The organism is Pseudomonas sp. 18173 (assembly GCF_050432945.1).
GTDB lineage: Bacteria > Pseudomonadota > Gammaproteobacteria > Pseudomonadales > Pseudomonadaceae > Aquipseudomonas.
In genome coordinates, this window is sequence record NZ_JBKFTN010000013.1 from 105,609 (window position 1) to 119,808 (window position 14,200).

14 protein-coding genes are annotated in these 14,200 nt (G+C 60.1%); 2 read left to right on the plus strand and 12 right to left on the minus strand.

Annotation, left to right across the window (positions count from 1 at the left end):
- Positions 1–123: 123 nt before the first annotated feature.
- Positions 124–1,095: a magnesium and cobalt transport protein CorA gene (locus tag ACLD1X_RS16210; protein ID WP_429369293.1), complete on the plus strand. Its 972-nt coding sequence runs from the start codon at positions 124–126 to the stop codon at positions 1,093–1,095.
- Positions 1,096–1,195: 100 nt separating this feature from the next.
- Here ACLD1X_RS16210 and ACLD1X_RS16215 read toward each other — a convergent pair whose 3' ends face one another.
- From ACLD1X_RS16215 to ACLD1X_RS16225, 3 genes are all read right to left on the minus strand, one after another.
- Entirely contained in the window at positions 1,196–1,918 is a 723-nt protein-coding gene (locus ACLD1X_RS16215) for an amidotransferase (RefSeq protein WP_429369295.1), read from the minus strand.
- A 95-nt stretch (positions 1,919–2,013) separates the two neighbouring features.
- A complete protein-coding gene (locus tag ACLD1X_RS16220; protein ID WP_429369297.1) occupies positions 2,014–4,158 on the minus strand; it encodes a 3-hydroxyacyl-CoA dehydrogenase NAD-binding domain-containing protein in 2,145 nt (714 codons plus the stop codon).
- 24 nt (positions 4,159–4,182) lie between these two features.
- Positions 4,183–5,388 (minus strand): acetyl-CoA C-acetyltransferase, encoded by a 1,206-nt coding sequence (locus tag ACLD1X_RS16225; RefSeq protein ID WP_429369299.1) that lies wholly within the window; start codon positions 5,386–5,388, stop codon positions 4,183–4,185.
- Positions 5,389–5,987: 599 nt separating this feature from the next.
- Here ACLD1X_RS16225 and ACLD1X_RS16230 point away from each other — a divergent pair.
- Positions 5,988–6,809 carry a c-type cytochrome gene (locus ACLD1X_RS16230; protein ID WP_429369301.1) on the plus strand — a complete coding sequence of 274 codons (822 nt, stop codon included), beginning with the start codon at positions 5,988–5,990 and terminating at the stop codon, positions 6,807–6,809.
- Positions 6,810–6,943: 134 nt separating this feature from the next.
- Here ACLD1X_RS16230 and ACLD1X_RS16235 read toward each other — a convergent pair whose 3' ends face one another.
- From ACLD1X_RS16235 to ACLD1X_RS16275, 9 genes are all read right to left on the minus strand, one after another.
- A complete protein-coding gene (locus ACLD1X_RS16235) occupies positions 6,944–7,753 on the minus strand; it encodes a transglutaminase family protein (protein WP_429369303.1) in 810 nt (269 codons plus the stop codon).
- Positions 7,750–8,700: an alpha-E domain-containing protein gene (locus ACLD1X_RS16240; protein WP_007971901.1), complete on the minus strand. Its 951-nt coding sequence runs from the start codon at positions 8,698–8,700 to the stop codon at positions 7,750–7,752. Before ACLD1X_RS16240 ends, ACLD1X_RS16235 begins: the two co-directional genes overlap by 4 nt.
- Positions 8,701–8,712: 12 nt before the next feature.
- Positions 8,713–10,122 carry a circularly permuted type 2 ATP-grasp protein gene (locus tag ACLD1X_RS16245; RefSeq protein WP_429369306.1) on the minus strand — a complete coding sequence of 470 codons (1,410 nt, stop codon included), beginning with the start codon at positions 10,120–10,122 and terminating at the stop codon, positions 8,713–8,715.
- Positions 10,123–10,492: 370 nt separating this feature from the next.
- Positions 10,493–10,837 (minus strand): ribonuclease E inhibitor RraB, encoded by a 345-nt coding sequence (locus ACLD1X_RS16250; protein ID WP_007971898.1) that lies wholly within the window; start codon positions 10,835–10,837, stop codon positions 10,493–10,495.
- A 210-nt stretch (positions 10,838–11,047) separates the two neighbouring features.
- Positions 11,048–11,281 (minus strand): hypothetical protein, encoded by a 234-nt coding sequence (locus tag ACLD1X_RS16255; RefSeq protein ID WP_429369435.1) that lies wholly within the window; start codon positions 11,279–11,281, stop codon positions 11,048–11,050.
- 216 nt (positions 11,282–11,497) lie between these two features.
- Complete coding sequence (gene speE / locus ACLD1X_RS16260) at positions 11,498–12,373, minus strand: polyamine aminopropyltransferase (protein ID WP_429369308.1); 876 nt, start codon at positions 12,371–12,373, stop codon at positions 11,498–11,500.
- Positions 12,374–12,634: 261 nt separating this feature from the next.
- Positions 12,635–12,826, minus strand: coding sequence for a PLD nuclease N-terminal domain-containing protein (locus ACLD1X_RS16265; RefSeq protein ID WP_085716868.1), 192 nt, complete (start codon positions 12,824–12,826; stop codon positions 12,635–12,637).
- An 82-nt stretch (positions 12,827–12,908) separates the two neighbouring features.
- Positions 12,909–13,439 carry a hypothetical protein gene (locus ACLD1X_RS16270; RefSeq protein WP_429369310.1) on the minus strand — a complete coding sequence of 177 codons (531 nt, stop codon included), beginning with the start codon at positions 13,437–13,439 and terminating at the stop codon, positions 12,909–12,911.
- 214 nt (positions 13,440–13,653) lie between these two features.
- Positions 13,654–14,172 (minus strand): ankyrin repeat domain-containing protein, encoded by a 519-nt coding sequence (locus ACLD1X_RS16275; protein WP_429369312.1) that lies wholly within the window; start codon positions 14,170–14,172, stop codon positions 13,654–13,656.
- Between the last annotated feature and the right edge of the window lie 28 nt (positions 14,173–14,200).

The following is a 14,200-nucleotide window of genomic DNA, read 5'->3' on the forward strand; positions in this document are numbered from 1 at the left end:
AAGACTTTACCGGCGAACTCGACAGATTTAACTGACTCTCAAACACTGCAAGGCTAAGCTGATCAACACAACCATTGCATTTGCTGCCAATTGAAAGCTGCCAATAAGAAGTGAACCACCATCATGGGTAGAGTTGTTGCTGCTGCGGTTTATAGCGCCGGTAAGAGAGTCACCAATATCACCCTCGACGAAGGCGCAGCCTGGGCTGCCAAACCCGGGCACTTTGTCTGGATCGGCCTCGAGGAGCCGAATGCCGAGGAACTCTACAACCTGCAACGCCAGTTCAACCTGCACGAACTGGCCATTGAAGACGCCCTGGAAAAGCACAGCCGGCCAAAGCTGGAAACCTTCGGCGATGCGCTGTTCATCGTGACGTATTCGCCCATCCGCCATGAAGGCAAACTTGAATTCATCGAGACGCATATCTTTGCCGGCAATGGCTACATCATTACTGCACGCAACGGTCACTCGGCGTCCTACGCCCATGTCCGACAACGCTGTGAGGCGCGTCCGCTATTGCTTGAGCACGGGGAAGATTTCGTTCTCTATGCCATCCTCAATTTTGTGATCGAAAACTACCAGCCGATGGGCGAAGTCATTCACGCGGAAATCGATGAGCTGGAGCGCAACGTGTTATGCGGCGTGTTGAATGACTACGATATCCAGAAGCTGCATGGCCTGCGTCGTGATGTTTTGCGCCTGCGTCGTTATGTGGCACCGATGATCGAGATCGGTGAGGAATTGCAGCGGCTGAGTTTCCCGTTTATCGATAAAAACATGCGCCCGTACTTTCGCGACGTGCAGATCCACGTAACCCGGCAAATGGAGGACCTGACGACCCTGGCGGATATTGCCAGCCAGACGATTGAGGTCGGGGTGCTGCTGGAGGCCTCTCGCCAGAGCGTGGTGCAGCGCAAGTTTGCGGCCTGGGCGGCGATTCTGGCCTTCCCGACGGCGGTGGCGGGAATCTACGGGATGAACTTCCAGAACATGCCGGAGTTGAATTGGCGCTACGGCTATTTCGGGGTGCTGGGGTTTATTACGGTGGGTTGCCTGGGGTTGTGGGCGAGCTTCAAGAAGTCGGGGTGGTTGTAGGAGCGAGCTCGCTCGCGAAAAACCTGGAAGCACCGTGGGCTATCAGATTTGGCGCGTTATCGTTCACGACCATCGCGAGCAGGGCTCGCTCCTACAGGTTTTAAACAGCTTTGGGCTTGTGCGCGACAAACCGCATCATCCACTCGGCAACCGTAGTGCCTTGGTGCTCCTGCTCCAGGCTCGCAATGCCTTTGCTGTAGACCTGTTCGCCCAGCGCCTCCTGACGAATGTCCAGCAGGGCACGGGAGTAGTCGTGGATGAACTCCGGATGCCCCTGGAAGCACAGCACCTGGTCGTTGATGTGGTAGGCGGCATACGGGCAGAAATCGCTGGAAGCAATGACCGTGGCGTTCTCCGGCAGCGACGTGACCTGGTCCTGGTGGCTGATCAGCAGCGTCAGTTCCTCGCGCACCGGGCTCATCCACGGCGCCTTGGCGGCGAGTTTGTATTTGTGCGTGCCAACGCCCCAGCCCTGGGTCGCACGCTCGCTCTTGCCGCCGAGCAGCAAGGCCAGCAACTGATGACCAAAGCAGACACCGAGCAACTTGTCGCCGCGCTCGTAGCGGGTCAGCAGGTATTTCTTGAGGGTCTCGATCCACGGGTCGGTGCCGAAGGAATCGGCCTTGCTGCCCGTTACCAGGTAGGCGTCGAATGTCAGGTCGTCGCTTGGGTATTCACCCTGCACCACGTTGTAGACCGTGAACTCGGCGGCAATCGGCTGCTGCGAAAACAGGTGTTTGAACATCTGCCCGTAGCCCTGATATTGGTCAACCAATTCCGGACGCAGGTGGTCGGTTTCCAGAATGCAGATGCGTAACGACATAAAAAATACCTGACACGTGATGGGAATAATGCACACCCCAGAGCCTGCCCTGAAACACCGTGACAAGGCAAGCCCCGAAATGCGTCACCGCGCCCTTAGAATGCCTCCCCTTTGGCTGCTTTTTCCAGCAGCAACGCGGGTGGCGCAAACCGCTCGCCATATTGCTTGGCCAGGTACTGGGCGCGGGCGACAAAGTCCTGCACGCCGTACTGGTTGATGAACTGCAGCGCACCGCCGGTCCACGCGGCGAAACCGATGCCGAAGATCGAACCAACGTTGGCATCCGCCGTCGAGGTCAACACGCCCTCCTCCACACAGCGCACGGTTTCGATGGCCTGCACGAACAGCAGGCGATCTCTCACATCCTTAGGCGAAATCTGCCCGTCGGTTTTCTCGAAGCGGGTTTTCAATTGCGGCCACAGGTGTTTCTGGCCGCCCGCCGGATACTCGTAGAAACCGCCCCCGGCAGCCTTGCCCGGACGTTTGTATTCATTGAGCAGCAGGTCAATCACGGCGAACGCCGGATGCTCTTTCAGCGGTTTGCCTTCTGCCTGCAGGTCCTTGGCCGTTTGCAGACGGATATGGTTCATCAGGCTGAGGGAAACTTCGTCAGAGATCGCCAGCGGCCCTACAGGCATGCCGGCCTTGCGTGCTTCAGTCTCGATCATCGCCGCGTTCACGCCTTCACCCAGCATGGCAATGCCTTCGTTGGTGAAGGTGCCGAACACCCTTGAAGTGAAGAAACCACGACTGTCATTGACCACAATCGGGGTTTTCCGGATTTGCAGGACGTAATCGAACCCGCGAGCCAGGGTTTCATCGCTGGTATTGGCGCCCTTGATGATTTCCACCAGCGGCATTTTTTCCACGGGGCTGAAAAAATGCAGGCCGATGAACTTGCTCTGATCGGGCACGGCGCACGCCAGGCCGCTGATCGGCAAGGTCGAGGTGTTGGAGGCGATCACGGCGTCCGCGCCGACGACCTTCTGCGCCGCCAGCGAGACCTTGGCCTTCAAGTCACGATCCTCGAACACGGCCTCGATGATCAGGTCGCAACCGGCCAGGTCGGCATCGCTTGCTGTGGTTTGAATGCGCGCCAGCACGGTGTCGCGCTGCTCGATGCTCATTTGTCCGCGAGCGACTTTCTTGTCCAGCAGCGCCGCCGAATGCGCCTTGCCCTTGTCCGCCGCGGCGATGTTGATGTCCTTGAGCACCACCTCGATACCGGCCGATGCGCTGACAAACGCAATACCTGCGCCCATCATCCCGGCGCCGAGCACCCCGACCTTGCGGGTGACATAAGGTGCAAAGCCTTGAGGCCGCGAGCCGCCGGCATTGATTTCATTGAGCTGGAACCAGAACGTGCCAATCAGGTTTTTCGACACCTGGCCGGTGGTCAGCTCAGTGAAGTAGCGGGTTTCAATCAGGTGCGCCGTGTCGAAATCCACCTGGGCGCCCTCGACCGCCGCACACAGGATCTTCTCCGGTGCGGGCATCGTGCCCTGGGTTTTGTTGCGCAGAATCGACGGTGCAATCGCCAGCATCTGCGCGACTCTCGGGTTTGACGGCGTCCCGCCCGGAATCTGGTAGCCCTTCACATCCCAGCGTTGTACCGCTGTCGGGTTGGCGAGAATCCATGCCTTCGCCTTGGCCATCAGCTCTTCGGGATCTGCCGCGAGTTCGTCGATCAATCCCGCCTGCAATGCCTGTTGCGGGCGAACTTTCTGGCCTTCGAGCAGATATGGCAGGGCCTTTTCGATCCCGAGCATGCGCACCATGCGCACTACGCCACCGCCGCCCGGCAACAGGCCGAGGGTAACTTCCGGCAGGCCGAGTTGCACCGACGGGTTGTCCAGCGCCACGCGATGATGGCAGGCCAGGCAGATTTCCCAGCCGCCGCCGAGTGCCGCGCCGTTGATCGCCGCAACCACCGGTTTACCGAGGGTTTCCAGGGTGCGCAATTGGCCCTTGAGGGTCAGCACCATGTCGTAGAAGGCTTTGGCTTCGGGCTTGCCGACCTTGATCAGTTCATTGAGGTCGCCGCCGGCAAAGAAGGTTTTCTTGGCCGAGGTGATGACCACACCGGCGATGCTGTCCTTGTCGGCCACCAGGCGCGCGACGCAGCCGGCCATGGCCTCGCGGTACAGCGCATTCATGGTATTGGCGCTCTGGCCCGGCAGGTCGATGGTCAGGACGACGATTTGGTCCTGGCCTTTTTCGTAACGAATGGCTTCGTTCATAACTGGATTCCTTGAAGTCCGGGCTCAGAGGCGTTCGATGATGGTGGCAATGCCCATGCCGCCGCCGACACACAGGGTCGCGAGGCCATAGCGCAGGCGTCGGGCTTCCAGTTCATCGAGCAGCGTGCCGAGAATGGCGCAGCCAGTGGCGCCCAGCGGGTGACCCATGGCGATGGAACCGCCGTTGACATTGACCTTGTCCGGATCGACGGCCATGTCCTTGATGAATTTCAACACCACGGAAGCGAACGCTTCGTTGACCTCGAACAGATCGATGTCTTCGACCCGCAGCCCGGCCTTGGCCAACGCCTTGCGCGTCGCTGGCGCGGGACCGGTGAGCATGATGGTCGGATCGGTGCTGGTGACCGCCGTGGCGACAATCCGCGCCCGTGGCTGCAGGCCCAGCGCCCGGCCCTTGGCTTCGGAGCCGATGAGCATCAGTGCCGCGCCATCGACGATTCCGGAGCTGTTGCCAGGGGTGTGAACATGATTGATCCGTTCGACATGGCTATAGACCCGCAGCGCGGTGGCATCGAAACCCATCTGCCCCATCATCTCGAAACTCGGCTTGAGCTTGCCCAGGCCTTCGAGGGTCGAATCGGCGCGGATGAACTCATCGTGATCGAGCAGGATGATGCCGTTCTGATCCTGCACCGGCACCAGCGACTTGCTGAATGAACCGTCGGCCCGCGCCCGCGCAGCCTTTTGCTGGGAATGCAGTGCGTAGGCATCGACATCCTGGCGGCTGAAGCCTTCAAGGGTGGCGATCAGGTCCGCGCCCACGCCCTGTGGCGTGAAGTGACTGTGCAGGTTGGTCGCCGGGTCCAGCGCCCAGGCCCCGCCATCGCTGCCCATCGGCACCCGGGACATCGACTCGACACCACCGACCACCACCAGGTCCTCGAAGCCCGAACGCACTTTCATTGCGCCGAGGTTGACCGCTTCCAGCCCCGACGCACAGAAACGGTTGATCTGTACCCCCGCCACGCTGACATCCCAATCGGCCACCTGAGCGGCGGTCTTGGCAATGTCAGAACCTTGATCGCCAATCGGGGTCACGCAGCCGAGCACAACGTCATCGACCTGGCTGGTGTCCAGCGCCGTGCGCTGTTGCAGTGCGGTGAGCAAACCGGCAACAAGATCCACCGGCTTGACACTGTGCAAGGCGCCGTCGGCCTTGCCTTTGCCACGGGGCGTGCGTAACGCGTCGAAAATCAATGCTTGGGTCATGACGTCCTCGAACCACAGTGCGGGTGGATGAATATCGAGTGCTCACTCTTGGCCCGAGCCGCGTTTGATTCAATGACCGCAGCGCTCACAGACGTTGACGCTCACGCTCAGACGGACGGTAGTGAGCTACCGGATTTACCGATTCCAGACGCCAAGCTGTCTAGCCAACGGGCGGCGAAGAAGCTGGCAATAGGCCTCATGCCGTTTTTAAAGCGAATCGCAACAATTCCATATGAAATGGATCTAAGCCAAGCGCAGCACGGGCTCTAAGGTGAACTTGTACGAAGTCGTCGTCGGGTTTTGCCGAGGCGCTCGTCGCTACAGGAAGTGCACCTGCCGTCATGGAGCAATGCAGGCAGGCATCAGGAAATAACAATAAAGGCGGTCAAGCCATGTTCAAACAATCGAAAGTACGACAAGCCGGGCTCATCCTTTTCGCCACCACACTGTTGTTGATATTGCCGAACCTGACCAAGGTGATCGGCTAGTCGCGTCTGAAAGATACGGCGTCACGGTTTTTGAATTGCCACTATCAAAATGTGACTGGCCCGCTACCCGGGCCAGCGTGGCTGTGCCAACCTTGACGGCACTTGCACGACATGGACGGCGATCACTTGAAAATGCTCATTCTGCTCGGGGCCCTGCTGTTCGGCTCGCCCCTGTATGCCGCACAGCTGAACCTGGAGCTGGGCGCGAACAGTCGCACCTGGCAAACCGAGGAATTGCTCAAGCATCCTCAGGTTCAAACCATCAACATCAGCAACGACGTTTCCTACAAGCAGGACATGAGCTACCGCGCCGTGCCTCTGTCCGCGCTGCTGACCGGCATCAAGCCCGACGACCACCTGCAAGCCGTGGCCCTGGATGGCTTTGCCGCCGAAATGGCCGCAGCGCCGTTGCTCAAAACCCAGGGTGCACAGGCGTGGCTGGCGATTGAAGACCCGGCCAAGCCCTGGCCACCGCTAGCCGAAGGTAAACCGGGCGCCGGGCCGTTCTATCTGGTCTGGACCAACCCGCAGGCCGGCAACATCAGCCCCGAACAATGGCCGTTCCAGGTCGCGAGCATCAAACGCCTGGCGCCCGTGGCCGAGCGCTTCCCAGCCCTGCTGCCCGATCCGGCCTTGAAGGCGGATGATCCGGTGAACAAGGGGTTTGCGTTGTTCCAGAAAAACTGCCTGGCCTGCCATCGACTCAATGGCGCCGGCGACTCGCAGTTCGGGCCGGACCTGAATATTCCGTACAACCCCACCGAGTATTTCGGCGTGGACTTCCTCAAGCGCTATATTCGCGATCCACAGGGCTTGCGCCATTGGCCGCAGGCGAAGATGCCCGGGTTCTCGACCGAGGTATTGCCGGATGGGGATCTGGGGATGCTGGTGGGGTATTTGCAGCATATGGTTGGGCGCAAGGTTAAGCCGTAACTCCATCGTACCTGTGGGAGCGGGCTTGGTCCGGGCGGCGATCCGACGATGGCGTTTTTCCAGTCACTGCATCCGTATCTGCAATATCGCTTTCGCGGGCAAGCCCGCTCCCACAGGGTTCCGTAGTGTCTCGCCTACTGCTGCTGCACTGAGATCACCGGCGCCGGCGTCGGTGAAACCAGCACCTTGGCGTGCATCTGCTCACACCCGCCGCCCCGGCGCATCCCGCGCACCGGGCAGGCATCCAGGTAATCCAGGCCCACCGCCAGTTTCAAATGACGTTCCGGCCGGGCCAGTTCGTTGGTCACATCGAAGCTGTACCAGGCATCATCCAGCCAGGCTTCGGCCCAGGCGTGGCTGGCCAGGTGTTCGCTGCTCTCGCTGTACAGATAACCCGACACATAACGCGCCGCAATGCCCAGGCTGCGCGCGCAGGCAAGGAACGCATGGGTATGGTCCTGGCACACACCGGAGCGCCCGGCAAAGGCCTGGGCCGCACAGGTATCCACTTCCGTGGAGCCCGGCGTGTAGGTCATATGCTGGTTGAGCCCATGCATCAGGTCGATCAACGCCGTGCGATCGCGGCGCTGCTTGCACGCCTTCTCGGCAAACGCACGCAGGGCGGCGTCGGCTTCAGTCAATCGGGTGAAACGCAGAAACGGCAATGCCGACTGGCTCTCGTGTTCGGCCTCACGCAATTCGTCGATATCGACCTGGCCACGGGCGCCGATGATGATCGCCTCGTGCGGCTCGTCCATGGTCAGCACATGCAGGATGTTGCCGAACGGATCGAGTTGCGCCCGCACCGGACGCGGCAGGTCGAGTTGCCAGCTGAGCACGTGCTGGCGCTCGCTGTCGTGGGGCGTCAGCCGCAGGTACTGGATGCTCGCCCGCACCTTGTCTTCGTAGTGATAGGTGGTCTCGTGGCTAATGGAAAGTCTCATGCGGCCTCCAGATAGGAACTGTGTATCGCGTTACCCAACTGGCGCACCAGCGGGATGAACTCGGTCAGCCAGGCGTGCAGGCCTTCCTCGAGAATTTCATGGATACCGGTGTAGCGCAGGCGCGCGTCCATTTCTGCCGCCAGACGCTGTGCGGGACGACCATTGGCCCCTGGCAATTGCGCGAGGATCTGGTCGATTTCTTCGGTGCAGGCGCGCAGGGATCGCGGTACATCGGCCCGCAGCAACAGCAGTTCGGCGACATGCCGGGCGCCGGGGGCGTCGCGATAGATTTCCGTGTAGGCCTCGAACGACGACAACGCCCGCAACAACGCGCTCCATTGGTAATACGCGTGAGCGGTGCCATCGCTGACCGCCTCGGCCTGATCGCCGGCCATTTCGTAACGGGCATCGAGCAGGCGCAAGGTGTTGTCGGCGCGTTCGATAAAAGTCCCCAGGCGAATGAAACGAAACGCATCGTTACGCATGATGGTGCCGTATGACGCGCCCCGGAACAGGTGGGAACGCTCCTTGATCCACTCGCAAAAACGGCTCATGCCGTAGCGACTGAGGCCCTGCTCGGCAATACCGCGAATTTCCAGCCAGGTGGCGTTGATGTTTTCCCACATGTCGGCGGTGATGCGCCCACGCACCGCATGGGCACTGGCCCGTGCCGCACCGAGACAGCTGTAGATGCTCGCCGGGTTGGCCGCATCCAGGGCGAAGAAATGCAGCAGCCGTTCGGCATGCAGTTCGCCATGGCGCTCCAGGTAATCGTCCAGGGTGCCGGTGATCAACAGCGGCATGGCCAGTTCGTGCAAACCGTCGCCCCGACCGTCTTGCGGCATCAGCGACAGCGAATAGCTGATGTCGAGCATCCGTGCGAGGTTTTCCGCCCGCTCCAGGTAACGCGACATCCAATACAAATCCGAGGCAGTTCTACTTAACATGGCAGGCTTCCTTTAATCCTCGACCACCCAGGTGTCCTTGGTTCCGCCACCCTGGGAGGAGTTGACCACCAGGGAGCCTTCGCGCAGGGCGACACGGGTCAAGCCGCCGGGCACGACCCGGGTTTCGCGACCCGACAGGACAAACGGCCGCAAGTCGATATGGCGTGGCGCAATGCCGTTTTCGACAAAGGTCGGACAGGTCGACAGCGACAGCGTCGGTTGCGCGATATACGCATGGGGCTTGGCGATGATCCGCGCGCGGAAGGCTTCGATTTCCGCCGCCGTCGCCGCCGGCCCCACCAGCATTCCGTACCCGCCGGAGCCCTGGGTTTCCTTGACCACCAGCTCCGGAAGATTGGCCAGCACGTGGGAAAGTTCAGAAGGGTTACGGCATTGCCAGGTCGGCACGTTCTTCAGGATCGGCTCTTCGTCGAGGTAGAAACGGATCATGTCGGTAACGAACGGGTACACCGACTTGTCGTCCGCCACCCCCGTGCCGATGGCATTGGCCAGCACCACGTTGCCGGAGCGGTAGGACGACAGCAGCCCCGGCACGCCGAGCATCGATTCCGGGTTGAACGCCAGCGGATCGAGGAAGGCGTCGTCGAGGCGACGATAAATCACGTCGACCGCTTTCGGCCCGTCGGTGGTGCGCATGTAGACCTTGTCGTCACGCACGAACAGATCCGCGCCTTCCACCAGCTCCACGCCCATTTCCCGCGCCAGGAACGCATGTTCGAAGAACGCGCTGTTGAAGCGCCCGGGTGTCAGCACCACCACGCTCGGGTTGTCGATGGGGCTTGAGCTTTTCAGGGTGTCGAGCAGCAGGTTCGGGTAGTGGTCGATGGGCGCGATGCGTTGCGCCGCGAACAGTTCGGGGAACAGACGCATCATCATCTTGCGGTCTTCAAGCATGTAGCTGACGCCGCTGGGTGTGCGCAGATTGTCTTCGAGCACGTAGTAGGTGCCGTCGCCGTCACGCACCAGGTCGACCCCGGAGATGTGCGAGTAGATATCGCGGTGCAGGTCCAGGCCCTGCATCGCCAACTGGTACTGCTCGTTGGCCAGCACCTGTTCGGCCGGAATGATGCCGGCCTTGATGATGCGCTGCTCGTGGTAAAGGTCGGCGAGGAACATGTTCAACGCCTTGACCCGCTGGATGCAGCCGCGCTCGACGACCCGCCATTCACTGGCGGGAATGCTGCGCGGGATGGTGTCGAAGGGAATCAGGCGCTCAGTGCCCTGCTCGTCCCCGTAGAGCGTGAAGGTTATCCCGGCACGATGAAACAACAGATCGGCCTCGCGTCGCCGTTGCGCCAGAAGCTCGTCAGGTGTCTCGGCCAGCCAACGGGCAAACTCCCGATAATGCGGGCGGACCAGACCGCCGGCATCGTACATTTCATCAAAACAGGTGCGAATCATGCCGTACTCCTTGTCACTCGGACCCTCGGACCTTCGCAAGGCCCGTGCCAGCGGCAGAAACGCTTTGATATCAATCAGTTGGATAATCTATGCGCACGCACCGCACCAATCCTGTGCGGTAAATGCCCCAACCTGATCGCCCCCCGCTTCATTGCAAGGCGCTGTGATCGCCTATCACCAGCATAGTCAGAGATGATTTCACCGCCCGGCAACGGCTGCGGGATAATCCGGGCATTCGCTGAAAAGCTCACCGGACTTCCCTTTTAGCCGCCTGCCCAGGCGGCTTTTTTTTGCCGGTGTTCAATGCCCACAAATGAAAACGGCCAACCCGAAGGTCAGCCGTCAATGCCCGTTGTCACTGCTCATAAGGTTATGCGAGTCGCCCTCGTACCTCCTGTTTCACACCCCAGCCTTCGATGATGCCGCCCAACGGCTCGACCACGGCCTCGAAACCCTGTTCGAAATCGCCGATGTCGTCGTAGGTGGCATACATGACTTTGCACAGTTCCAGCGCCCAGGCGCCGTCGTCGCGCACACTGACTTGCGCATCCAGGGATTCACCACGGTGGAAATGACCTGCCGCCCTGCGTGCCCGCTCCTCATCCGGGAAAATGGCGTAGAACTCGATGGGATGAAACCGTGAAAAGTCAAAACCGCCTTCTTTCATGCGGCGCAGCACGCTGCTGCTGATGTCTTCTTGATAGGCTGTGCTCATGAAACGTCCTCCTCAAAACGATGGATAGACTTTCCGTACTCCCTCACCCGCAACCGAACAGCGCGAGCGACGGCAACCAATGTGCCGGCGGGAAACAAGCATGGAGCTGACAAGACCAGACCTTAGCGATCCATTCGCTGATCTCGCTTGCAGAGTAGCCCCAAGATAGAGCCGCTGCCAAGGTCTGGATTTGAATGTGACAGGTGTCGTTCAGATTGGAGCGATGCTGAGGATTTGAATGCTGTTCTGCGCCTTGAGTTCCTTGACGCCCGCATCGGCGGTCCGCCCTTCCAGATCGTTCAGGTCCAGGGCGGCAGCAACAGGAAGAAGCCGGGCCTTGATGAGCTTGGCGGCACGCTCGTAGTCCGGGCGCTCGGGGCACTCAAAGACCTCGTTGATGGTTTCGCCATGATCATCCACGAAAGTGACTTTCCACTTTTGCATTGGTGCCTCCTCGATAAAACCCATGCATGGGTTCACCTCTATCTCGACCTCGTTAGCTGGCTAATTGTTCCGGTGGATCTGCACCCATCGCAAATCTCTGTAGGAGCGAGCCTGCTCGCGAAAAACTTGAGAACGCCGCGTTAAATCAGACATCCCGCGTCATCGTTCACTTCCATCGCGAGCAGGCTCGCTCCTACAGGTCTTCGTTTCAATCCATCAGTCGTTGCTTGGCTTGTTCACTGCCTGCAACACATATTGCGGCAAGGCAAAGGCACCGATGTGGATTTCAGGATTGTAGTAGCGAGTGATGATGCCGCTGCCCGTGAAGCGCTGTTGCAGGGTTTCGCGGGACAATTTGCGATAAGCGGTATTGGTCGCTCCCCAGGCGAAAGTCATCGAGCCACCGATATAGGTCGGCACCGCGGCCTGGTAGAAGTGCCAGTCCGGGAACAGGCTGCGCAGGCGACCGGCGGTGGTCTTCACTTCTTCGATCTGCATGAACGGCGTGCCGTTCTGGGTCACCAGAATGCCGCCTTCGTTCAGGCAGCGGTGGCAGGCTTGGTAGAAGTTTTCCGAGAACAGTACTTCCCCGGGTCCGATCGGGTCGGTGGAGTCGGAAATGATCACGTCGAACTTTTCGGTGGTGGTGGCGACGAAACGCATGCCGTCGTCGATCACCAGGTTCAGGCGTGGATCATCGAATGCTCCCTTGGAGTGGTTCGGCAGGAACTCCTTGCACATGTCGACCACGGTGCCGTCGATCTCGACCATGGTAATGTGCTCGACACTGCGGTGCTTGGCCACTTCACGCAACATGCCACCGTCGCCGCCGCCGATGATCAGCACGCGCCTGGCAGTGCCATGGGCGAGGATCGGCACGTGGGTGAGCATTTCGTGGTAGATGAACTCGTCGGCTTCGGTGGTCTGGATCACACCGTCCAGCGCCATCACCCGGCCCATGCGCGGGTTCTCGAAGATCACCAGGTGCTGGTGTTCGGTGCGCACTTCGTGCAGCAGTTTTTCCATGCGAAAACGCTGGCCGTAGCCTTCGTAGAGGGTTTCCAGGTAGTCGCTGGTCGGGGTGTTGCTCATGGGAAGTGCTCCGATGAATGCGGGTGGCAACGGACGGTTACCCGCCCATGATGGCCAGTCGATCATCTCGATTGACCGGGAAAGGCGCGCATTCTACGTTGCCGAACATGACAGGTCGAACCTCACTTGTTCGACTTGCCACAATCCTGTGGGAGCGGGCTTGCTCGCGAAGTAGGCAACTCGGTTTGTCGTCGAACCGCGTAATCGTTCTTCGCGAGCAAGCCCGCTCCCACAGGGTCGCAGTTGTCTGTGGGAAATCCGTCAGAATTTGACATTGCCCCGCGGCCCGGCGATGGCCCAGATGATCAGTCCCAGCACCGGCAACAGCGCGATCAACAGTACCCAGAGGATTTTCATCCCGGTCTCGGCGCTACTTTTGAATACGTTGATGATGGCCCAGATGTCCAGGACAAAAATGATCAAGGCAACCAGGCTGTTGAACGTGGAACCCATGGTGACGCTCCTGAAGAGTGATTTGCCCTCTCAGGATAGACGGTCGTCGCGAGGGCTCCGTTTTATTGACAGTGTTTGGCTATCAGATGTGGATCGCCACTTTCAGGGCTTCCAGGGATGGCGCGGCGGCGATGCCGACTTCTGCGCACAACTCCAGCACGCGTGGCACGTCATTGCCGTAGACCAGCACCACCTGTAACTCGTCATCGAGCAGCTGGCTGAAGTTCATCAGCGTGTAGCCACCGTTTTCCTTGTTCAGGCTGCTCATCTGCACCTGGATACGGTTGAGCGCGGTCAGGGCTTCGGTCTTGGCCAGTTGCTTGGCCTTGAGATTGAACTCCACACCCGGGCCGAACGAGGCGACGATTTGAGCGAACAGGTCCATGTAGGTGTCAGCCTGGAACAGTACCGTTTCCGGCAGGCTGCCGACCACTACCCACTCACCCAGCGGGATCGGGAAGCTGTCGTCGTAGTTGATGTCCGGATTGGCGGTCAGAAAAGCCTGCGGATCGGCGTAGGCCTGTGCCGCCTCGTCTGCAACCTTGAGGATTTCGTCTTCGCCCATGCACCCGGAGCTGATTTTGCTGATGAGTTCGACGAGTGCGGCTTTCATGGGGCGGATCCTGTAGCGAGGGGAATGTTGAGGGCGCGAAGGATAGCGCATTAAGCAGACGCTGCGGACCTTGTGGCGAGGGGGCTTGCCCCCGTTGGGTCGCGAAGCGGCCCAATAATCAGACGATGCGATTTGTCAGACAGACCGCGCTGAATGGATTTGCGACTGCTTCGCAGCCGAACGGGGGCAAGCCCCCTCGCCACAAGGCTTGGCATCAGCCCAGTAGTTTTTCCAGGTGCGCAACGGCATCGGAAGCGCCCATGGTCCTGGCCGCCTCCAGCGCGGTGATGCCATTGGCGTCCTTGGCTTTCGGGTCAGCGCCCTTGCTGATCAGGTAATCGACCACTTCGACGCGGTTGAACATCGCCGCCATCATCAGCGCCGTGCGGCCATCAAAGGACGAGCCTTCAACCTGCGCGCCGCCGTCGACCAAGGCCTTGATCACCGCCAGGTCGCCCTTGAAGGCGGCGCCGGCAATCGGGCTCTGGCCGTTGTCGTTGCGGATCTCCGGATCGGCCTTGTGCTCGAGCAGGACTTTTACCGTGTCCACATGCCCGTGGTACGCGGCCAGCATCAGCAAGGTATCGCCCTTGTGGTTACGCAGGTTTGGCGGCAACCCCTTGGTCAGCAGCGCGGCCATCATCGCCGCATCGCCCTCCCGTGCCTTGTTGAATACCTGTTCGGCAAATTCAGCGGCTTCTTCGGGGGTCATCTGGCGGCTTTTGTCTGACATTGGGCACTCCCTTCTCTGTCATTCGTAA